General features: G+C 69.4%; 19 protein-coding genes. All 19 read right to left on the reverse strand.

The window, feature by feature from the left end; genetic code table 11:
* Positions 1-88 precede the first annotated feature (88 nt).
* Complete coding sequence (gene pyk / locus ACZ5Y9_RS09625) at positions 89-1,537, reverse strand: pyruvate kinase (protein ID WP_464471222.1); 1,449 nt, start codon at positions 1,535-1,537, stop codon at positions 89-91.
* 54 nt (positions 1,538-1,591) lie between these two features.
* A complete protein-coding gene (locus ACZ5Y9_RS09630; RefSeq protein WP_464471223.1) occupies positions 1,592-3,058 on the reverse strand; it encodes a glutamate synthase subunit beta in 1,467 nt (488 codons plus the stop codon).
* On the reverse strand, positions 3,051-7,574 hold the full coding sequence (gltB, locus tag ACZ5Y9_RS09635; protein WP_464472739.1) for a glutamate synthase large subunit: 4,524 nt from the start codon (positions 7,572-7,574) through the stop codon (positions 3,051-3,053). Before gltB ends, ACZ5Y9_RS09630 begins: the two co-directional genes overlap by 8 nt.
* A 145-nt stretch (positions 7,575-7,719) precedes the next feature.
* Positions 7,720-8,748, reverse strand: coding sequence for a prolipoprotein diacylglyceryl transferase (lgt, locus tag ACZ5Y9_RS09640; protein WP_464471224.1), 1,029 nt, complete (start codon positions 8,746-8,748; stop codon positions 7,720-7,722).
* 10 nt (positions 8,749-8,758) lie between these two features.
* Complete coding sequence (gene trpA / locus ACZ5Y9_RS09645) at positions 8,759-9,562, reverse strand: tryptophan synthase subunit alpha (RefSeq protein WP_247622467.1); 804 nt, start codon at positions 9,560-9,562, stop codon at positions 8,759-8,761.
* Positions 9,559-10,779 carry a tryptophan synthase subunit beta gene (trpB, locus tag ACZ5Y9_RS09650; protein ID WP_404596391.1) on the reverse strand — a complete coding sequence of 407 codons (1,221 nt, stop codon included), beginning with the start codon at positions 10,777-10,779 and terminating at the stop codon, positions 9,559-9,561. Before trpB ends, trpA begins: the two co-directional genes overlap by 4 nt.
* A complete protein-coding gene (gene trpC, locus ACZ5Y9_RS09655) occupies positions 10,776-11,555 on the reverse strand; it encodes an indole-3-glycerol phosphate synthase TrpC (RefSeq protein ID WP_464471225.1) in 780 nt (259 codons plus the stop codon). The genes trpB and trpC overlap by 4 nt, the downstream gene beginning before the upstream one ends.
* Positions 11,555-11,785, reverse strand: a complete 231-nt coding sequence (locus ACZ5Y9_RS09660; RefSeq protein WP_247622464.1) for an HGxxPAAW family protein — start codon at positions 11,783-11,785, stop codon at positions 11,555-11,557. The genes trpC and ACZ5Y9_RS09660 overlap by 1 nt, the downstream gene beginning before the upstream one ends.
* A gap of 47 nt (positions 11,786-11,832) precedes the next feature.
* Entirely contained in the window at positions 11,833-12,423 is a 591-nt protein-coding gene (locus tag ACZ5Y9_RS09665) for a Trp biosynthesis-associated membrane protein (RefSeq protein ID WP_464471226.1), read from the reverse strand.
* Complete coding sequence (gene hisI / locus ACZ5Y9_RS09670; protein ID WP_464471227.1) at positions 12,420-12,779, reverse strand: phosphoribosyl-AMP cyclohydrolase; 360 nt, start codon at positions 12,777-12,779, stop codon at positions 12,420-12,422. The genes ACZ5Y9_RS09665 and hisI overlap by 4 nt, the downstream gene beginning before the upstream one ends.
* The gene (hisF, locus tag ACZ5Y9_RS09675) at positions 12,776-13,537 is read right to left on the reverse strand and encodes an imidazole glycerol phosphate synthase subunit HisF (RefSeq protein ID WP_247622461.1); all 762 of its coding nucleotides are present in this window, start codon (positions 13,535-13,537) and stop codon (positions 12,776-12,778) included. Before hisF ends, hisI begins: the two co-directional genes overlap by 4 nt.
* Positions 13,537-14,376 carry an ATP phosphoribosyltransferase gene (gene hisG / locus ACZ5Y9_RS09680; RefSeq protein ID WP_247632201.1) on the reverse strand — a complete coding sequence of 280 codons (840 nt, stop codon included), beginning with the start codon at positions 14,374-14,376 and terminating at the stop codon, positions 13,537-13,539. Before hisG ends, hisF begins: the two co-directional genes overlap by 1 nt.
* A gap of 38 nt (positions 14,377-14,414) precedes the next feature.
* Positions 14,415-14,678 (reverse strand): phosphoribosyl-ATP diphosphatase, encoded by a 264-nt coding sequence (locus ACZ5Y9_RS09685; RefSeq protein WP_017202142.1) that lies wholly within the window; start codon positions 14,676-14,678, stop codon positions 14,415-14,417.
* A complete protein-coding gene (rpe, locus tag ACZ5Y9_RS09690) occupies positions 14,675-15,295 on the reverse strand; it encodes a ribulose-phosphate 3-epimerase (protein ID WP_247624690.1) in 621 nt (206 codons plus the stop codon). Before rpe ends, ACZ5Y9_RS09685 begins: the two co-directional genes overlap by 4 nt.
* 62 nt (positions 15,296-15,357) lie before the next feature.
* Entirely contained in the window at positions 15,358-16,836 is a 1,479-nt protein-coding gene (locus ACZ5Y9_RS09695; protein ID WP_464471228.1) for an RsmB/NOP family class I SAM-dependent RNA methyltransferase, read from the reverse strand.
* Positions 16,833-17,753 (reverse strand): methionyl-tRNA formyltransferase, encoded by a 921-nt coding sequence (fmt, locus tag ACZ5Y9_RS09700; RefSeq protein ID WP_464471229.1) that lies wholly within the window; start codon positions 17,751-17,753, stop codon positions 16,833-16,835. Before fmt ends, ACZ5Y9_RS09695 begins: the two co-directional genes overlap by 4 nt.
* Before the next feature lie 19 nt (positions 17,754-17,772).
* Complete coding sequence (locus ACZ5Y9_RS09705; RefSeq protein WP_464471230.1) at positions 17,773-19,731, reverse strand: primosomal protein N' family DNA-binding protein; 1,959 nt, start codon at positions 19,729-19,731, stop codon at positions 17,773-17,775.
* A gap of 16 nt (positions 19,732-19,747) precedes the next feature.
* Positions 19,748-20,941: a methionine adenosyltransferase gene (metK, locus tag ACZ5Y9_RS09710; RefSeq protein ID WP_247622456.1), complete on the reverse strand. Its 1,194-nt coding sequence runs from the start codon at positions 20,939-20,941 to the stop codon at positions 19,748-19,750.
* Positions 20,942-21,032: 91 nt separating this feature from the next.
* Positions 21,033-21,290, reverse strand: a complete 258-nt coding sequence (rpoZ, locus tag ACZ5Y9_RS09715) for a DNA-directed RNA polymerase subunit omega (protein WP_247622455.1) — start codon at positions 21,288-21,290, stop codon at positions 21,033-21,035.
* Positions 21,291-21,321 lie beyond the last annotated feature (31 nt).

Below are 21,321 nucleotides of genomic sequence, written 5' to 3' on the forward strand. Positions count from 1 at the left end.
ACCCGTGCGAGACGATGTGCGTCACCGGGTTGACGTGGCGGACGACGAAGGGGCGGAGCCGAAGCCCCGCCCCTTCCCGACCCTCGGGTCAGACGCCTTCCTTGTAGATCGGAGCGGCGCCGTTGACGGCGTCTCCGACCTTGTGGACGCGGATGTCGTTGGTCGAACCGGCGATTCCGGGAGGGGACCCGGAGATGACGACGACCTTGTCGCCCTCGACGGCGAGGCCGTTGGAGAGCAGGTAGTCGTCGACCTGGAGGTACATGAGGTCGGTGTGCTGCACCATCTCGACGAGCGTCGACTGGATGCCCCAGGTCAGCGCCATACGACGACGGATGTCGGGCTCCGGCGTGAACGCGAGCATCGGGATGCGCGAACGCAGGCGCGACAGGCGACGAGCGCTGTCACCGGACTGCGTGAACACGCAGAGGAACTTCGCCTCGACGAACTCCGCGACCTCGAGGGCGGCGAGCGTGATCGCCCCGCCCTGCGTGCGCGGCTTGGTCGTCAGCGGCGCGATGCGCTCCAGGCCGTGCTCTTCGGTGGACTCGACGATGCGGGCCATGGTCTCGACGGTGACGACCGGATAGTCGCCGACGCTGGTCTCGCCCGAGAGCATGACGGCATCCGCACCGTCGAGCACGGCGTTGGCGACGTCCGAGGTCTCGGCGCGCGTCGGGACCGGGCTGTTGATCATCGACTCGAGCATCTGCGTCGCGACGATGACGGGCTTCGCGTTGCGGCGAGCGAGCTCGACGGCGCGCTTCTGCACGATCGGCACGGCTTCGAGCGGCAGCTCGACACCCAGGTCGCCGCGGGCGACCATGATGGCGTCGAACGCGTCGACGATGCCCTCGAGCGCGTCGACCGCCTGCGGCTTCTCGACCTTGGCGATCACGGGGACGCGCACGCCCTCCTCGGCCATGATCTCGTGCACGCGCGTGACGTCCTCCGCGTTGCGGACGAACGAGAGGGCGATCAGGTCGGCGCCGATGCGCAGACCCCACCGGAGGTCCTCTTCGTCCTTCTCGCTCAGCGCCGGAACGTTGACCGCGACGCCGGGGAGGTTGATGCCCTTGTTGTTCGAGACGGCACCGGCGACGACGACCTTGGTGGTCACCGTCACGCCGTCGGTCTCGACGACCTCGACGCGCACCTTGCCGTCGTCGATCAGGAGGTAGTCTCCCGGCTTGACGTCCTGGGGCAGGCCCTTGAAGGTCGTGCCGGAGATGTCCTTGTTGCCGACGATGTCATCGGTCGTGATCTTGAAGATGTCGCCCTGGGCGAGCTCGTAGGGGCCGCCCTCGAACTTGCCCAGACGGATCTTCGGCCCCTGCAGGTCGACGAGGATCGCGACCGCGCGTCCCGAGTCCTCTGCGGCGCGCCGCACGTTCGCGTAGTTGTTCTCGTGCACGGAGTAGTCACCGTGGCTGAGGTTCAGGCGTGCGACATCCACACCGGCGTCGATTAGCGCACGCACGGTCTCATAGGTGGAAGTTGCGGGGCCCAGGGTGGCGACGATTTTCGCGCGTCTCAACAGATTCTCCAGGGGATAAAGGGATAGAACTCGGGCGACACTGCCGGCCTCAGCCTACGCGGGCTGAAGGCCGATAGCGACATCGTGCGGCTGAACGGGAGACGGCAGAACGGTGCTGCCCATCAGGTACAGGTCGACGCTCGCGGCCGCGGCGCGGCCCTCGGCGATGGCCCACACGATGAGCGACTGTCCGCGTCCGGCATCACCCGCGACGAACACGCCCGGGACGGTCGACTCGTAGGTCGCGTCGCGCCGGAAGGCACCGCGATCGGTGAGCTGCGGACGGGTGTCCTCGGTGAAGCCGTCGGTCTCGGGACCGGTGAAGCCCATGGCGATCAGCACGAGGTCCGCGGGGATCTCGCGCTCCGTGCCGCTCTTGGGCACGCGGCGTCCGTCGATGTACTCGGTCTCGGCGACGCGCAGTGCGCGCACCTCTCCGACCTCGTTCGAGAGGAACTCCACGGTCGACGCGAGGAACACGCGCTCCCCGCCCTCCTCGTGGGCGGAGGAGACCTCGAACACGGTCGGCATCATCGGCCACGGCTGGTGGTCGGGGCGCGTCTCGCCCGGCTGCTTGCCGATCGCGAGGTTGGTCACGCTCAGCGCACCCTGGCGGTGCGCGGTGCCGATGCAGTCGGCTCCGGTGTCTCCACCGCCGATGACGATGACGTGCTTGCCCTCGGCCGAGATCTGGTCGGTGACCGTGTCTCCGGCGACGGCATGGTTCGACTCGACGAGGTACTCCATGGCGAAGTGCACGCCGTCGAGGTCGCGGCCCGGGATCGACAGGTCGCGGGGAACCGTCGAACCGGTGGCGATGACGACCGCGTCGTACCGGGCGCGCAGGTCGGCCCACGAGATGTCCTTGCCGATCTCGACGCCCGCACGGAAGCGGGTGCCCTCCTCCTGCATCTGGCGCAGGCGCGACTCGAGCTGCCCCTTCTCCATCTTGAAATCCGGGATGCCGTAGCGGAGCAGGCCGCCGATGCGATCGTCGCGCTCGAAGACGGCGACGGTGTGCCCGGCGCGCGTGAGCTGCTGCGCGGCGGCGAGTCCGGCCGGGCCGGAACCGACGACCGCGACGGTCTTGCCGGTCAGGCGCTCCGGAGGCTGCGCCTCGACCCATCCCTTGGAGAAGGCCTCGTCGATGATCGAGACCTCGATCTGCTTGATCGTCACGGCGGGCTGGTTGATGCCCAGCACGCAGGAGCTCTCGCAGGGCGCCGGGCACAGACGGCCCGTGAACTCCGGGAAGTTGTTCGTCGCGTGCAGGCGGTCGATCGCCGCGCGACCTTCTCCGCGCCACGTCAGGTCGTTCCACTCCGGGATCAGGTTGCCCAGCGGGCAACCCGAATGGCAGAACGGCACGCCGCAGTCCATGCATCGGCCTGCCTGGCGCCGGAGCACCGCCTTGTCGCCCGGCTCGTAGACCTCTTTCCAGTCCATGATGCGGACGGGAACCGGACGGCGAGCGGGGAGCTCGCGCTCGGTTACCTTCAGAAAGCCTTTGGGATCAGCCACCGGTCACCTCCAGGATGCGGTTCCAGACGATGTCGCCGTCGGGGTCGATCCCCTCGGCCACTGCCTCCTCGCGCATGCTGCGCACGGCGGCGAAATCACGCGGGAGGACCTTGACGAACTCCGCCGAGACTTCGGCGAAGCGGTCGAGGAGTTCGGTGCCGAGCGGCGACGCAGTGCGTTCGACGTGCTCGACGAGGAGACTGCGCAGCACCTCGAGATCGGCCCGGTCGAGCGGCTCGAGGAGCAGCTCGCCGCTGCCGAGGGACTGCGCGTTGATCTTGGCGGTGTCGAGCGCGTGCACGTACGCCACTCCCCCGGACATACCGGCGCCGAAGTTGCGGCCCGTCGAGCCCAGGATGACGGCCAGACCACCCGTCATGTACTCGAGCGCGTGGTCGCCCACGCCCTCGACGACGGCGGTGGCACCGGAGTTCCGGACGAGGAAGCGCTCGCCCACGACGCCCGAGATGAACATCGTGCCCGCGGTCGCTCCGTAGCCGATGACGTTGCCGGCGATCACGTTCTCCTGCGGCGCGATCTGCGAGCCGCGGGGCGGCCGGATCGTGATGTCGCCACCGGAGAGGCCCTTGCCGACGTAGTCGTTCGCGTCGCCCTCGAGCCGCAGCACGATGCCCTGCGGCATGAAGGCGCCGAGCGACTGCCCGGCGGTGCCGTGCAGAGTCACGTCGATCGTGCCGCGGGGCAGCCCGGCCGCGCCGTGACGCGCCGTGACCTGGTGGCCCAGCATCGTGCCGACCGCACGCTCGGTGTTGGCGATGGGCAGCTCCACGACGACGGGCTCTCCGTTGAGGAGGGCGTTCTTCGCGATGTCGATGAGCTGCACGTCGAAGTGCTTCTCCAGCTCGTGGTCCTGCGTCCGGCCGCTGCGACGCGGCTCTCCGGCCGGGAAGACCGGTCCTTCGAGCACAGGGGTCAGATCGAGGCCGTCGGTCTTCCAGTGCTCGATGGCCGCGTTCGTCTCGAGCAGCTCGGCGCGTCCCACGATCTCGTCGATCGAGCGGAACCCGAGCTCTGCGAGCAGTTCACGCACCTCTTCGGCGATGAACTCCATGAAGTTCACGACGAACTCGGGCTTTCCGGTGAACCGCTCGCGCAGCGCCGGGTTCTGCGTGGCGACGCCGACGGGGCAGGTGTCGAGGTGGCAGACGCGCATCATGATGCAGCCGCTGACGACGAGGGGCGCGGTCGCGAAACCGAACTCCTCGGCGCCGAGCAGCGCGCCGATGATGACGTCACGACCGGTCTTCAGCTGCCCGTCGACCTGCACGACCACGCGGTCGCGCATGCCGTTGAGCATGAGGGTCTGCTGGGTCTCGGCGAGACCGAGCTCCCACGGCGTTCCGGCGTGCTTGAGGGAGTTCAGCGGGCTGGCACCCGTTCCCCCGTCGTGGCCGGAGACGAGGATGACGTCGCTGAGCGCCTTCGCGACGCCGGCCGAGACCGCGCCGATGCCCGACTGGCTGACCAGCTTCGTGTGGATGCGCGCCTCGGGGTTCGCTCTCTTCAGATCGAAGATGAGCTGCTTGAGGTCCTCGATCGAGTAGATGTCGTGGTGCGGTGGCGGCGAGATGAGGCCGACACCCGGGGTGCCGCCGCGTGTGCGCGCCACCCAGGGGTACACCTTCTGCGGCGGCAGCTGACCGCCCTCGCCGGGCTTGGCGCCCTGCGCGAGCTTGATCTGGATGTCGTCGGACTCGGTGAGGTACTGGCTCGTCACGCCGAAGCGACCCGAGGCCACCTGCTTGATCGCGCTGCGGCGCTCGGGGTCGAGCAGACGCTCGGAGTCCTCACCGCCCTCACCGGTGTTCGACTTGCCGCCGATGCGGTTCATCGCGATCGCCAGCGTCTCGTGCGCCTCCTGGGAGATGGAGCCGTAGCTCATCGCTCCGGTCGAGAAGCGCTTGACGATGGCGGAGACGGGTTCCACCTCGTCGATCGGAACCGGCTTGCGGGTTCCGGTGCGCAACGAGAAGAGACCGCGCAGGGTCTTGAGCTCCGCCGCCTGGTCGTCGACCAGCTTGGTGTACTCGCGGAAGATGTCGTAGCGGCGGGTGCGCGTGGAGTGCTGCAGCTTGAACACCGTCTCCGGGCTGAAGAGGTGGGGCGAGCCGTCGCGGCGCCACTGGTACTCGCCGCCGGTCCACAGGCGCTCGTGCGCACGGGCCGCGGCATCCTCCGGATAGGCGTAGTCGTGACGGGCCTGGTTCTCGGCGAAGACCTCGTCGATGCCGATCCCGCCGAGCTTCGACTCGGTGCGGGTGAAGTAGGCGTCGATGAACTCCTGGCTGAGGCCGACGGCCTCGAACACCTGCGCGCCGGCATACGACGACACCGTGGAGATGCCCATCTTCGACATGATCTTGAGCACGCCCTTGCCGAGCGCGTAGATCAGGTTGCGGACGGCCTTCTCCGGCGAGATGCCGGTGATGTAACCGGTGCGCACGAGGTGCTCGACCGTTTCCATCGCCAGGTAGGGGTTCACGGCGGACGCGCCGTACCCGATGAGCGTGGCCACGTGATGGACCTCGCGCACATCTCCGGCCTCGACGATCAGGCCGACCTTCATGCGGTTCTCGCGACGGATGAGGTGGTGATGCACCGCCGCGACCATCAGCAGCGACGGGATCGGCACGAGATCCTTGTTCGAGTCGCGATCCGACAGGATGATGAACTCCGCGCCCGCCTCGATCGCCGCATCGACCTCTGCGCACATCTCATCGAGACGATCGGTGAGCGTCTGGGGTCCGGCGTCGAAGTGGTAGAGACCGCGGATGGTGACGCTCGAACGGTCGGGCAGCGCCTTGTCGATGTGACGGATCTTGGCGAGCTCGTCGTTGTCGATGACCGGGAAGTCGAGCGACACGGTGCGGGTGTGCTCGGGGCCCCACGACAGCAGGTTGCTCTCGGGGCCGAGTCCGAGCTTGAGGCTCGTGACGACCTCTTCACGGATCGAGTCCAGCGGCGGGTTCGTCACCTGGGCGAACTGCTGCGTGAAGTAGTCGAACAGCAGACGAGGACGCTTGCTGAGCACGGCGATGGGCGTGTCGGAGCCCATGGCACCGAGCGGCTCCGCCCCGTTCTGGCCCATCGGGGTCAGGAGGATGCGGACCTCCTCCTCGGTGTAGCCGAACGTGCGCTGGCGGCGCGTGATGGATGCCGGCGGGTGCACGATGTGCTCGCGCTCGGGCAGTTCGGCCAGACGCACGGAACCCGCGTCGAGCCACTCCTGCCACGGCTGCTGAGTGGAGAGCTCGCGCTTGATCTCCTCGTCCTCGACGATCCGGCGCTGCGCGGTGTCGACGAGGAACATCTTCCCCGGGCGCAGGCGACCGCGGCGCTTGATGCGCTCCGGCTCGAAGGTGAGGACGCCGGTCTCGGAGCCGATGACGATGAGACCGTCCGTGGTCTCCGTCCAGCGCCCCGGACGCAGACCGTTGCGGTCGAGCGTCGCGCCGACGAGCGTGCCGTCCGTGAAGATGAGTGCGGCCGGGCCGTCCCACGGCTCCATCTGGTTCGAGTGGTACTCGTAGAAGGCGCGCAGCTCCGGCGTGATGTCGGTCTGCTTCTCGTACGCTTCGGGAACCATCATCATGATGGCGTGCGGCAGGCTGCGGCCGGTCAGCGTGAGCAGCTCCAGCACCTCGTCGAAGGAGGCGGAGTCGCTGGCGCCGTCGGTGCAGATCGGCAGCAGGGGGCGCACGTCGCCGAGCAGTTCGGACTCGAGCTGCGACTGACGGGCGCGCATCCAGTTGCGGTTGCCGCCGACGGTGTTGATCTCGCCGTTGTGGGCGAGCATGCGCAGCGGCTGCGCGAGCGGCCACGACGGGAAGGTGTTTGTCGAGTAGCGGGAGTGCACGACCGCGAGCTCGGAGGCGAAGCGCTCGTCCTGGAGATCCGGGTAGAACGGCTCGAGCTGGAGTGTCGTGACCATGCCCTTGTAGCCGAGCGTGCGGCTCGACAGCGACACGAAGTAGGCGCCGAGCTCATGGCCTGCACGCTTGCGGAGACGATAGGCGACTCGGTCGAGCGCGATGTCCGTGAGGGGCGCATGCGCGTGGGTCGTTCCCCCGGCGCTCACGAAGAGCTGCTCGAAGGCGGGACGGGCCTCGTCGGCCAGCTTGCCGAGGTGCTCGTTGACCGTGGGGACCTCGCGCCAGCCGAGGACGCGCAGTCCCTCGGCGCGGGCGATCTTCTCGATGCCGGCCTTCTGCTGGCGGCGATCGCTGGAATCGCGGGGCAGGAACGCGAGCCCCGCGGCGTACTCCCCCACCGGCGGCAGGTCGAAGTCGGTGACCGCGCGGAGGAACGCATCCGGCATCTGGGTCAGGATGCCCGCTCCGTCACCGGTGCCGGCATCTGAGCCGATCGCACCGCGGTGCTCGAGGTTGCGCAGCGCCTCGAGCGCGAGCGCGATGATGTCGTGCCCGGCGTAGCCGCGCAGCGTCGCGACCATGGCCAGGCCGCAGGCATCCTTCTCGAACGCCGGGTTGTACATGCCCTGCTTCGGGGGATAAGCGCCGGAGGCGCCGTAAGGGGGCTGGAAGTACACCAGTTACCGTCCTCAGATATTCAAGTGACACCGGGGACGACGTTGGCCCGCTCGTTCAGTGCAATGGTTCTCTCGCGCCACGAGGTGGCGGCTATCGGGAGCCGTTCTCGCTCGTGGGAGCGGTGCTTGTGGCGGTAGCTCCTGCGGTGACGTCGTCTGCCGGAGGCTCGCTCACGTCGACGAAGTCAGAGGGATTGTCCTGCGATTGTACATCAGCGTCGTCCTGGTCCTTCCGCGACCGGCCGGGCGCGTACGGCGACGGCTCGAGTCCGGGGTGGCGACGCGTCTGCACGACGAGGATCACGAGACCCACGATGATGCCGAGGATCGCGGCTGCGACGTTGCTTCGCAGGCCGAGGATGATCTCGCTCGGGTCGATGCGGATCGACTCCCAGACGACGCGTCCTGCGCTGTACCAGATGAGGTAGATCGCGAAGAGGCGGCCCCACTGGAAGAACAGCTTGCGACCGAGCCACAGCAGCACGATGACGCCCAGGCCGTTCCAGATGACCTCGTAGAGGAAGGTCGGGTGGAAGAGCGTGCCCTCCGGGAGTCCGGGCGGGAAGGCGCTGTTCGTCGACTCGATCTCGAGTCCCCAGGGCAGATCGGTCGGGAGGCCGAAGAGCTCGTGGTTGAACCAGTTGCCGAAGCGGCCCATCGCCTGCGCGAGGAGCAGTCCCGGTGCGAGAGCGTCGGCGAAGGTCCAGAACCGGATGCCGGTCCACTTGCAGCCGAGGTACGCACCGACTGCACCGCCGATGAGGGCGCCGAAGATGGCGATGCCACCCTCCCAGATCGCCCAGACGGATCCGGGCTGGAACGGGTTCCACGTGTTGATGCCCTCGCCGAAGTAGTCGTTCGGGTGGGTGGCGACGTGGAAGATCCGCGCACCGATGATGGCGAGCGGGACCGCGAGGATCGAGATGTCGATGACGACCCACGGCTCCGCTCCGCGCTTGGTGAGGCGGTGGTTGGTCAGCAGCGTGGCGACGATGATCCCCGCGATGATGCACAGCGCGTAGTAGTGAATCGAGAGACCGAGGAACACGAAGTTTCGCTCGGGCGGGCTCGGGATGCTGGTGAGCACGCCGGTGAGGGTGCTGTGGAGCGCGAGGGACATGAGTGCGATCCTACTTCTCGGTGACGGGGCGCGACGACGACGTGCCGTCGGCCAGGGTTCGGGTGACCTCGGCGAGAGCGTCGAGGCCCCCGTCGCGGAGGGCGCGGACGAGCGCCGTACCGACGATCGCACCGTCGGCGTACTCGGACACCGCGGCGATCTGCTCGGGCGTGGAGATGCCGATCCCGACGCAGGCGCGGGTGGCGCCCTGTGCGCGCAGGCGCCCGACGAGGGTACGGGCGGCGCGGTCCAGTTCGGCCCGCTCCCCCGTGATCCCCATGGTCGAGACGGTGTAGACGAAACCGGTGGAGGAACGCACGACCAGGGCGAGTCGTTCATCGGACGAGGTCGGTGCGGCGAGGAAGACCCGGTCGAGGCCGGTGCGCTCGCTCGCGGCGATCCACTCGTCGGCGACCTCGGGCGTGATGTCGGGGGTGATGAGCCCCGCCCCACCGGCGGCGAGCAGGTCGTCGGCGTACCGATCGACGCCGTACTGCACGACCGGGTTCCAGTAGGTCATGACGAGGACCGGAACATCGGTGGCCGCGGTGATGGCGCGCAGCGCGGTGAAGAGATCGGCCGTCCGGAAGCCGGCAGCCAGCGCGGCGGTCGTCGCCTCCTGGATGACGGCGCCGTCCATGACCGGATCGCTGTAGGGCGGTCCGAGTTCGATGATGTCGACCCCGTTGCGAGCGAGGGTGATCGCCGCCTGGATGCTCGTCTCGAGATCGGGGTAGCCGACCGGGAGGTAGCCGACGAAGACCTTGCGCCCCTCGGACTCCGCCTTCTCGAAGGCGCGCTCGATGCGACTCACTGATCTCCTCCATCGGTCGTCGAGGCGTCGTAGAGGTCGAAGTAGGTCGCGGCCGTCGCCATGTCCTTGTCCCCGCGTCCCGACAGGCACACCGCGATGACGGCATCCGGTCCGAGTTCGCGTCCGATGCGCAGCGCGCCGGCGAGAGCGTGGGCCGACTCGATGGCCGGGATGATGCCCTCGGTGCGGCTGAGGAGGCGCAGCGCCTGCATCGCCTCGTCATCCGTGGCGGGGATGTATGTGGCTCGCCCGATGTCGGCGAGCCACGAGTGCTCCGGCCCGACCCCCGGGTAGTCGAGGCCGGCCGAGATCGAGTGGGACTCGACGGTCTGGCCGTCGCCGTCCTGCAGAACGTAGGTGCGCGAACCGTGGAGCACACCCGGACGGCCGCGCTCGATCGACGCTGCGTGCCGCGGGGTGTCGACGCCGTCGCCCGCGGCCTCGACGCCGTACAGTCGCACGCCCTCGTCGTCGAGGAACGCGTCGAACATGCCGATCGCGTTGGAGCCCCCTCCGACGCACGCCACGACGGCGTCCGGAAGGCGTCCGACCTCGGAGAGGAGCTGCTCGCGCGCCTCTTCGCCGATGATCTTCTGGAAGTCTCGGACCATCGCCGGGAACGGGTGCGGACCCGCGGCGGTGCCGAAGATGTAGTTGGTGGTCTCGACCGAGGCGACCCAGTCGCGGTACGCGTCGTTGATCGCGTCCTTGAGGGTGCGCGAACCGGAGGTCACCGCGACGACCTCTGCACCGAGCAGCCGCATGCGCGCGACGTTGAGCGCCTGGCGCTCGGTGTCGACCTCGCCCATGTAGATGGTGCATTCGAGTCCGAAGAGCGCGGCGGCGGTGGCGGTGGCGACACCGTGCTGCCCCGCACCGGTCTCGGCGATGACGCGGGTCTTGCCCAAGCGCTTCGTCAGCAGCGCCTGCCCCAGAACGTTGTTGATCTTGTGGGAACCCGTGTGGTTGAGATCCTCGCGCTTGAGGAAGACGCGCGCTCCCCCGGCGTGCTCGGCGAAGCGCGGCACCTCGGTGAGGATCGACGGGCGCCCGGCATAGGAGGTCAGGAGCCCGGCGAGTTCCGCACGGAACTCCGGATCGGCGACCGCGGCCTCGTAGGCTGCCGTCAGTTCGTCGATCGCCGCGATGAGCGATTCCGGCATGTACCGGCCACCGAAGCTTCCGAAGTACGGACCATGCTGTTCACGCAGGCTCATTCGCCGGCCTCCAGGAAAGTGGTGAGTGTCGCGACCGGATCGCCGGTGACGAGCGCCTCGCCGATGAGGACGACGTCGGCGCCCGCACCCCGGTAGTGAGCGACGTCGGCGGGTGTGAGGACCGCGGACTCGGCGATCTTGATCGCGGAGGTCGGGATGCGGTCGGACAGTCGTCCGAAGAGATCGCGATCGAGCTCGAGCGTCGTCAGGTCGCGTGCGTTCACCCCGATGAGCGGTGCGCCGAGATCGATCGCCGCCTCCAGCTCGTCGGCGGAGTGCGTCTCGACGAGCGGCGTCATACCGAGCTCGCCGATGAACCCGAAGAGCTCCCGCAGCACGGCGGGCTCCAGTCCGGCGACGATCAGCAGCACCAGGTCGGCGCCGGCCGCGCGTGCTTCGAGCACCTGATAGCGGGTGGCGATGAAATCCTTGCGCAGCACCGGCAGCGACACGCGGGCGGTGACGGCCTCGAGGTCGGCCAGACTGCCACCGAAACGACGCTCCTCGGTCAGCACGCTGATCGCCGACGCACCGCCGGTCTCGTACAGCGAGGCCTGGAGTGCCGGATCGGGGATGTCGGCGAGTGCCCCGCGCGACGGACTCGCACGCTTGACCTCGGCGATGATCTTCACTCGCTCCGCGGGCGCGAGGAACGACAGCGCATCCTTCGCGGCGGGCCGCGCGAGGGCTTCTCGCTCGACCTGCGCCAACGGACGCGACAGGGCGCGACGCTCGGCGTCTGCGACAGCGCCGGCCGTCAGGTCGGCGAGAACCACTAGTGCGCCTTCGGCGAGTACTTGGGGCCCTTCACGCCGTAACCGGCCTTGGCGAGGATCCAACCGACGAGCGCACCGATCGGGATCAACGCGGCCGTAATCCAGACGAGGGTCGGCTGCTCGAAGCAGAACGCGACCGTGGCGGCGGTGAAGCCGATGAGCATGATCACGACAGCGGTCCAAGCCGCAGGCGAGTGTCCGTGGCCGGGGTCGGCGATCGGGTTGGTCATGGTCTCCTCCGGGGAACGACAGCGGGATCGGATTCAGTCTATCGGGGTCATCGGGTCGGATCGGTTCCGCGGGACAGGTCGTCCCAGGAATCGATCGCGTCGACGGGGCCGTCGGTGTGGGCGGGGACGTCGTCTCCCGTGCGGTACCGACGCCCGCCGCTCTTCCAGCGTCGCCAGGTGCACAGCGCGAACACCGCGGCGGCGAGGAGCAGCACCCACCCGACCAGTGCGATGACCGGCCAGGCCGAGGGGGTGATCGACGCGACGACCGTCTCGACGGCGGAATCACCGGCGAGACCCGTCGCCTCGGTCACCGTCGGAGCCACGGCGGACAGCGGCACCCCGACGAGCATCTGGAGCGTCGACCACCCGAGGAACACGGCGGCCACGGCGGCGAGCACCGCGAAGATCAAGCGCAGTACCGGGCCGGCGATCGACAGCGCCGCGCCGAGCGCGAGCACGGCGAGACTCAGCGGGGCGAGCAGCACCAGAGCGGACGCTCCGGGGACGAGGATCTCGGCACCGGCATCCGCTCGCTGCACGGTCAGCCAGGTCTGCGTCGACGAGATGATCCCGATCGCGCCGGCGAGAAGGAACCCGAGGAGGGTGATCGAACGTCCGCGTCGCGCCACGTTCATTCGGACGCGCCCCCGACCGCGGCTTCGAGATTGGTCGTGTCGAAGCACGTGCGCGTCCCCGTGTGGCACGCGGGGCCGGTCTGATCGACCGAGAGCAGGATCGCGTCGCCGTCGCAGTCGAGTCGGGCTCCGTGCACGACCTGGATGTTGCCGGAGGTGTCGCCCTTGCGCCAGTACTCCTGGCGGGAACGCGACCAGTACGTCGCACGACCGGACGTGAGAGTGCGCCGCAGGGCCTCCTCGTCGACCCACGCCATCATGAGCACCTCGTGCGAGTCGTATTGCTGCACGATCACCGGGGCGAGCCCATCGGAGTTCCAGGCCACCTGGGCGACTCTGGCATCGAGATCGGTCATCGGACCAGCACTCCTTCTGCGCGCAGCGCATCCTTCACGTCGCCGACGGTCAGCGCGCCCGTGTGGAACACGCTGGCGGCGAGCACGGCATCGGCTCCCGCGTGGATCGCCGGGGCGAAGTGCTCCACGGCACCGGCACCACCGGAGGCGATCACGGGGACGGTCGCGACCTCACGCATGAGGCTCACCAGCTCGAGGTCGAAACCGTCGCGCGTGCCATCCGCGTCGATCGAGTTCACGAGAAGCTCTCCGGCGCCGCGCTCGGCAGCTTCGCGCGCCCACTCCAGGGCATCGAGCGTCGTCTGCGTGCGGCCTCCGTGCGTGGTGACGACGAAACCGGAAGCGGTGTTCCCCGCGCGCTTGACGTCGAGCGACAGCACGAGCACCTGTGCGCCGAAGCGGTCGGCGATCTCGCCGATGAGGTCGGGCCGCGCGATGGCCGCGGAGTTGACGCCGACCTTGTCCGCGCCCACGGCCAGAAGCCGAGCCACGTCGTCGACGGTGCGCACTCCCCCGCCGACGGTCAACGGCACGAAGACCTGCTCCGCCGTGCGCTGCACGACGTCGTAGGTCGTCGCACGGGCGTCGACCGTGGCCGTGACATCGAGGAAGGTGATCTCGTCCGCGCCCTGAGCGGCGTAGTGCCGGGCGAGTTCGACAGGGTCCCCCATGTCGCGGAGGTTCTCGAAGTTCACGCCCTTCACGACGCGGCCGTCGGCGACGTCGAGGCACGGGATCACGCGCCGCGCGAGAGCCATCAGAGCCTCGCGGCGTGGATGGCGGTGACGAGGATCGCCCGCGCTCCGAGCGCGTAGAGGTCGTCCATCACCTGGTTCACGCGCTTGCGCGGGATCATCACCCGGACGGCGACCCAGGCGGGATCGCGCAGTGGCGAGATCGTCGGAGACTCGCGCCCCGGAGCGATCGCGACGGCCTGATCGACGAGTTCGGCCGGCAGGTCGTAGTCGACCAGCACGTAGCGGCGGGCGACCATCACCCCGCGCAGGCGACGCAGCAGCGTGTCGGTTCCATCTGCATCGCCGTCACGGCTGATCAGCACGGCTTCGGACTCGAGGATCACCGGGCCGAAGATCTCCAGACCCGCCTGGCGGAGGGTCGTACCGGTCGAGACAACATCGGCTACCGCATCCGCCACTCCCAGGCGCACGGCCGACTCGACGGCACCGTCGAGCTGCACGAGTTCGGCGGTGACACCGTGCTCGCGCAGGAAGGCTCCGACGAGGCCCGGGTAGGCGGACGCGACGCGCACGCCCTCGAGGTCCTCCAGCGAGGAGAAACGCCCCGGAGGGCCCGCGAAGCGGAACGTCGAGCCACCGAATCCGAGCTGCTCGATCTCGCGCGCGGGCTGCTGCACGTCGAGGAGGAGGTCACGACCGGTGATCCCCACGTCGAGCGCGCCGGAGGCCACATAGGTGGCGATGTCGCGCGGGCGGAGGAAGAAGAACTCGACGTCGTTCTCGGCGTCGATCACGTGCAGGGTCTTGGGGTCGCGCCGGCCGGCGTATCCGGCCTCCGCGAGCATCTCGGCGGCGGTCTCGGAGAGAGAGCCCTTGTTGGGAACGGCAATGCGCAGCATGTCTGACTTTCAGATCGAATCGGGATGGGCGGAGCGCATCACAGATGTCGATAGACGTCCTGCAGGGAGAGTCCCTTCGCGAGCATCATCACCTGAACGTGGTAGAGCAGCTGGGAGATCTCCTCGGCGGCGGCCTCATCGGATTCGTACTCCGAGGCCATCCAGACCTCGGCGGCCTCCTCGACGATCTTCTTGCCGATGGTGTGCACGCCGCCGTCGAGCTCGGCGACCGTGCCCGATCCCTCGGGTCGGGTCTCGGCCTTGACGCTGAGCTCGGCGAACAGCTCGTCGAAAGTCTTCACGCTTCCAGGCTACCGGCTCCCGCGAGGCCCCTGAGCCGCGTGACGGCGGCTTCGACGTCGTCGGCACCGTACACCGCCGATCCCGCGACGAAGGTGTCGGCCCCCGCGGCTGCGGCGATCTCGATCGTGCGATCGGAGATCCCCCCGTCCACCTGCAACCAGACATCGGATCCCCGACGCCGCGCCTCGTCGGCGAGTCCGCGCAGCTTCGGCATCGTCTCGGGCATGAACCCCTGGCCGCCGAAGCCGGGCTCGACGGTCATCACGAGGATCTGATCGAACTCGTCGAGGATGTCGTAGAGACTCTCCCCCGCCGTCCCCGGCTTGATCGCCACGCCGGCACGCGCACCGATGTCGCGCAGACGGCGGGCGAGCGCCACCGGATCGGCGGCGGCCTCGAGATGGAACGTCACGCTCGCGGCCCCCAGCTCGGCGTAACCGGGAGCCCAGCGGTCGGGATCCGAGATCATCAGATGCACATCGAGCGGGATCGGACTCGTCGCCTGGATGCGCTCGACCATCTGCGGTCCGAACGTGAGATTCGGCACGAAGTGGTTGTCCATGACGTCGACGTGCGCGAAGTCGGCGGAGGCGATCTTCGCGAGGTCCCTCTGCATGTTGACGAAATCGGCGGCGAGGATGCTCGGGTTGATGCGCGGCGCGCGGGGAAGCTCCACGGTCACTCTCCCTTCGGTACGCGCTGCAGGAGCGCGAGGAACATGGCGTCGGTGCCGTGACGGTGCGGCCACAGCTGGACGGAACCGGACTCGGCGCGGCCGTCGGATGCGAGATCGATCGGCGAACGGGAGATCTCGGAAATCACGGCCAGGGCATCGAGCTCGACGAGGTCCTCCCGACCGCGCAGAACCTCCTGCACCACTCCGGTCGTCTCGGCGAGGTGAGGCGAGCAGGTGACGTAGGCCACGATGCCGCCGGGCGCGAGTGCGTCGACCGCCGCCGACAGCAACTGCTCCTGGAGCGGAACCAGCTCGGCGACATCGGCGGGTGACTTGCGCCAGCGCGCCTCCGGGCGTCGCCTCAGCGCACCGAGACCGGTGCAGGGAGCGTCGACGAGCACGCGATCGAACTCGCCGGGGCGAGAGGCGGCGAGCATACGGCCATCCTCTTCGTGCACCGGGATGTCTCCGGGGACCGGGCGCAGCGCGCTGCGCACCAGCCCCGCGCGGGTCGGGACCACCTCGTTCGCTTCGAGTACGGCACCGGTCTCGTGGGCGATCGCGCCGAGCAGTGCGGTCTTGCCGCCGGGGCCCGCGCAGAGGTCGAGCCACTTCTCTCCGGTGGCTATCGGCTTCGCCGCGGCGAGAGCCAGCGCGACGAGCTGCGAGCCCTCGTCCTGCACGCGGACGGTTCCGCGCGCATCGGTGATGATGCGGTGGGGATCGCCGCCGGGCGATCCGAACGCGGTCGCGGCATACGGGCGACGGGGCTCCGCCGGCTCGGCGAGCCCGGGAAGGGCGACCAGCGTCACCTCGGGAGAGGCGTTGTCGGCCTCGAGAAGCGCATCGAGCTCCGACACCCGGCCCTCGGCGTCGAGCGCACGGCGAAGCGCACGGATCACCCAGACGGGATGCGCGCTGCGCAGTGCCAGGCGCTCGTCGTCGGACCGCGCGGACGACTCGATCTTGTCCTGCCACTCGCCCGGCGTCTCGCGCGAGACGCGGCGGAGCACGGCGTTGGTGAAGCTCGACGCTCCCCGGCTCACCTCGGTGGCGACGATGTTCACCGACTCGTTCACCGCGGCGTGCGATGCCACGCGCGTGGCGAGCAGCTGATGCACGGCCAGGCGCAGCGCATCGAGGACCGCGGGATCGATCGAGTCGACCGGACGATCGGCGGCGGCGGAGATGATCGCGTCGTAGGTGCCGCGACGGCGGAGTGTGCCGTAGGTCAGCTCGGTCGCCAGCGCCGCGTCCTGCGGAGTGAGACCGGCTTCGCCGATCGCGTGCGGCAGCGCGAGGTTCGCGTAGGCGTCGTCCTCGGACACGGCACGAAGCACTCCGTAGGCCACCCGTCGTGCGGGCTGCACGGTGCGGGCCTGCACCCGCTGACCGCTGCCCCGTGCCGATCGCTGCGTGGCATCGGTCCGGGGACGGGAGGGCCCGGGCTTGCCCTGGCGCCGTCGCTTGTCGTCGCTCATGATCCTGCACGCATCCCTTCGGCGTCCCGCTGTCCGCGCCACCAGTCGGCGGCGTTCATCGCTCCCTTGCCCGCGGGCTGCACGCGCGTGACGGCGAGCGGGGCCGACGCGGTGCCGATCAGCACCGCCGTCTTCGTCGCGCTGATCTCCCCTGGTGCGAGCTGAGCCCTCTCGGCAGTAGGAGCGGCTTCGAGGATCTTCACCCGCTGTCCGCCGACGGTCGTATGCGCGCCGGGTTCGGGGGTGACCCCGCGGAACCGCGCGAAGACGACCTCGACCGGGGCCGACCAGTCGAGGGCGCCGTCCTCGAGCGTGAGTTTGGGGGCGAAGGAGGGCTCTCCCGTCTGGGGAACGGCGCGGGCGCTGCCGTCGGCGATCGCGGCGACCACGTCGGCGGTGAGCGCCGCACCGTCGTCGGCGAGTGTCGCGAGGGCGACGTCCGCGGTCGACGAGTCGGGAAGCGCGATCTCCCGCGTCGCGAACACATCGCCCGCGTCGAGCTCTGCGACGAGTCGGAACACGCTCGCACCGAGCACGGGATCGCCGGCGATCAGCGCGCGCTGCACCGGTGCGGCGCCGCGCCACGCGGGCAGGATCGAGAAATGCAGGTTGATCCAGCCCTCGCGGGGCCCCGAGAGGAGCGGCTCCCGCACGAGGCCACCGTAGGCGACGATCACGCCGAGCTCCGGCTCGAGGGCGAGGATGCGTTCGGTCGCCTCGGCGTCGAGGCGGGCAGCGGCGATGACGGGGATGCCGAGCTCGACAGCGGCCTGGGCGACCGGGGACGGCGTGAGCACCCGCTTGCGTCCGAGCGGCGCATCGGGTCGTGTGACGACACCGACGACATCGTGCTCGGTCGCCAGGCGGCGGAGCGTGGGAACGGCGGCGGCCGGTGTGCCGGCGAAGACGAGGCGCATGAAAGGTTCTCCGGAGGGATCAGAGTTCAGGATCGAGGATATCGAGGCGGACGGTGAGGGTGCTCCGCGGATTCTTCCCGCGGCCGCGGCGGCTGGCGACCGCTTCGGCGACGACGGCGGCGCGCAGCGCGGTCACCACCCGTGTTCCGGCGCCGTACTCGAATCGTACGAGCGCGCGCACGCGGGCAGGGATGTCGTCGGACTCGACGGGTACGGGTCCCAGCACGGCATCCGACGGGAGCGCGAGCTCGCCGAGCGCGATGAGCGCGCGCGAGACGGCGGCAGCCGACCCCTCGACGAGAGCGACGCGCGTCGTGGGCGGCATGTGCAGGGGGGCCCGGCTCTCGAGCTCGGAGCGGGCGTAACCGCTCTGGTTCCAGGTCGCCAGCGCGCGCGCGGCCTGGCCGTTCACGCCGACGAGGTGGATGGGTGCGCCGTGAGCCGCGAGAGCCGCAGCGTTCGACCACCAGCGCAGACACGACTCGCCGATACGAAGGTCCGGCGATTGCAGCATCCGCGGGCCATCGAGCAGGACGACCGCTCGATACCCGCCCTCGGCTGCGGGTTCGGCACCGCGCGTCGCCACGACCAGCGCGGGCTTCGCATCGACCCGCTCGACGGGGTGCGCACCGTCCGCCACGATCACACGGACTCCCGGGAAGGCGCGTCCGAGCTCATCCGCCGTGCGCTCACTGCCCGAGGATGCGAGGCGCAGCTTCGTCGACGAGCACGTCGGGCAGGTCCAGGCGCGTGCGCTCCGACCGCACCAGCCGCACACCGGCACCGCGCCCCGATGGCGTGCGCCGAGGGGACCGCCGCAGTGCGCACAGCGCGCGGGTGCCCGGCACTCGGCGCACACCAGGGAAGGAGCGAACCCGGGGCGCGACACCTGGACGAGCACGGGGCCCTCCGCCGTCGCCTCACGGGCGGCGAGGAAGGCCGACGAGGGCATGCGCTGCGCGGTGGGCTGCTCCATCTCCTGCGGCGTGCTCAGGATGACGCGGGGAAGGACGCGGCGTGTCGCTCGGATGTCACGGAGCCACCCGAGGGCGACGAGACGTTCGACGTCGGTCGTGCGGGTGTGCCCGGCGAGGAGGAGAGCGGACCCCTCTTCGCCCTGACGGAGGAGGGCCGCATCGCGCGCGTTGACGTACGGGGCCAGCGGCTCGCCGAGCAACGGGTCGCCGTCGTCCCAGATCACGACGAGTCCCGCCCGCACGGGCGCATAGACGGCGGAGCGGTTGCCGACGACGATGCAGGGCGCGTCCTCGAGCGAGCGGAGGAATGCGCGGTAACGATCCGGGTTCGTCTGGCGCGAGTCGTAGCGCACCACCTGCTCCGCCGGCACGAGGTCGGCGAGGGCGGCGAGCACCCGATCGAGATCACGGTGATCGGGAACGACCAGGATCGATGATCTCCCGGCGGCGAGAGTGCGCACGGCTGCGCCGGCGAGAAGCACGGCCCATGCCGGTCGGCCGTCGTCGAGACCCGGAATGGCCTCGACCGCTGCACGTCCTCCGTCGCTCAGGGTCTCCCCCAGTCCGTCGTACAGGGAGACGACGGCCTCCGCTGCGGCGACGACCTCGGCGGACGGCTCGAACGGCGAGGAGTCGGCGGTCCAGGCCTTCTCGACGCGCACCTGCCGCTTCGGGATGACGAGGCGGAGGATGTCGGATGCCGAACCCGCCGCGCGATCGGCGACCGCTCGGGCGAGCCGGTGCAATCGCTCCGGCAGCACCTGGACCGGAGAGACGACGGTGTCGACCTCGGACAGCGGCCGGTCGGCGTCGTCCTCGGTGCCGACCTCGACGACGTAGCCGTCGATCACCCGCCCCGCCGTGCGCAGCGGCACTTTCACGCGCACACCGGGCGCGACGTCGCCGAGCTCGGCGGGAACCGCGTAGTCGAAGAGACGGTCGAGCTGCGGCAGCGGCGAGTCGAGCAGCACGCGCGCGATGCGCCGGCTCTCGGCGCTCATGGGAGGTGGCGTTCCGTCACAGGCCGGCGGCGCGGCGCAGCTCGTCGACCCGATCCGTGCGCTCCCACGTGAAGTCGGGCAGCTCTCGGCCGAAGTGACCGTAGGCAGCGGTCTGCGCGTAGATCGGGCGCAGCAGGTCGAGCTGTTCGATGATCGCCTGCGGTCGCAGATCGAAGACCTCGTTGATGGCCCGGGTGATGATCTCGTCGGAGACCTTGCCGGTGCCGAAGGTCTCGACGTAGAGGCCCACGGGGCGCGCGACGCCGATCGCGTAGGCGACCTGCACCTCGAGCCGGTCCGCCAGTCCGGCCGCGACCGCGTTCTTCGCGACCCAGCGGGTCGCGTAAGCGCCCGAGCGATCGACCTTGGACGGGTCCTTGCCGCTGAACGCTCCCCCGCCGTGGCGCGCAGCCCCGCCGTAGGTGTCGATGATGATCTTGCGTCCGGTCAGGCCGGCGTCGCCCTTGGGGCCACCCGTGACGAACGGGCCCGCAGGGTTGATGTAATACGTGACGTCATCGAGGTCGAGGCCCGTGGTCGCGAGCACGGGCGCGATCACACGCTCGCGCACTAGGGACTTGAGCTCGTCCTGAGAGATGTCGGGGTGGTGCTGGGTCGACACGACGACCGCGTCGACGGTCTTCGGGGTGAAGCCGTCGTAGCCGAGCGTGACCTGCGTCTTGCCGTCGGGGCGGAGGAAGGGGAGCTCGCCGCTGCGGCGGACCTCGGTGAGGCGTTCGGCGATGCGATGCGCCGTCCACGCCGCCATGGGCATGAGCTGCGGCGTCTCGTTCGTCGCGAACCCGAACATGATGCCCTGATCGCCGGCTCCGAGCCCGTCGAGCGGGTCGACGGAGGAGCCGTCGCGGTGCTCCTGCGCGTTGTCGACGCCGTGCGCGATGTCGGTGGACTGCTCGCCCACGGAGACGCTCACGCCGCAGGAGTCGCCGTCGAAGCCGGTCTCGCTGGAGGTGTAGCCGATGCCGTTGACCACCTGGCGGACGATCGTCGGGATGTCGACGTACGCCTCGGTACGGATCTCGCCGGCCACGTGCACGAGGCCGGTGGTGACGAGGGTCTCGACCGCGACGCGGGAGTCCTGGTCCTTCGAGAGCAGACCGTCGAGGATGCTGTCCGAGATCTGGTCGCAGATCTTGTCCGGGTGCCCTTCGGTGACGGACTCGGACGTGAACAGACGCAGGGCGCTCATCGGGGACTCCAGAACGGGATCGGAAGGGGAAGGGCTGATGAACCCATTCTGGCCCGCGCCACCGACAGAGCGGGTGCGCGGGCCGCGAATATCACTCTGCGTGACGCAGGCGGAGCTTGTCCTCGTTGATCTCGTGCAGCGCGATCGTGAGCGGCTTGTCCTCGACCGAGGAGTCGACGAGCGGGCCGACGTTGTCGAAGAGGTTGCCCTCGTGCAGATCGGAGTAGTAGTCGTTGATCTGACGTGCGCGCTTCGACGCGTAGATCACGAGCTCGTACTTCGAGTCGACGCGGTCGAGCAGGTTGTCGATGGGGGGATCGATGATGCCCTTGGTGTGGTGTCCGGCCATGATGAGACCTCCTGATCAGGCGACGGGATCG

This window comes from Microbacterium sp. T3-8 (assembly GCF_055398145.1).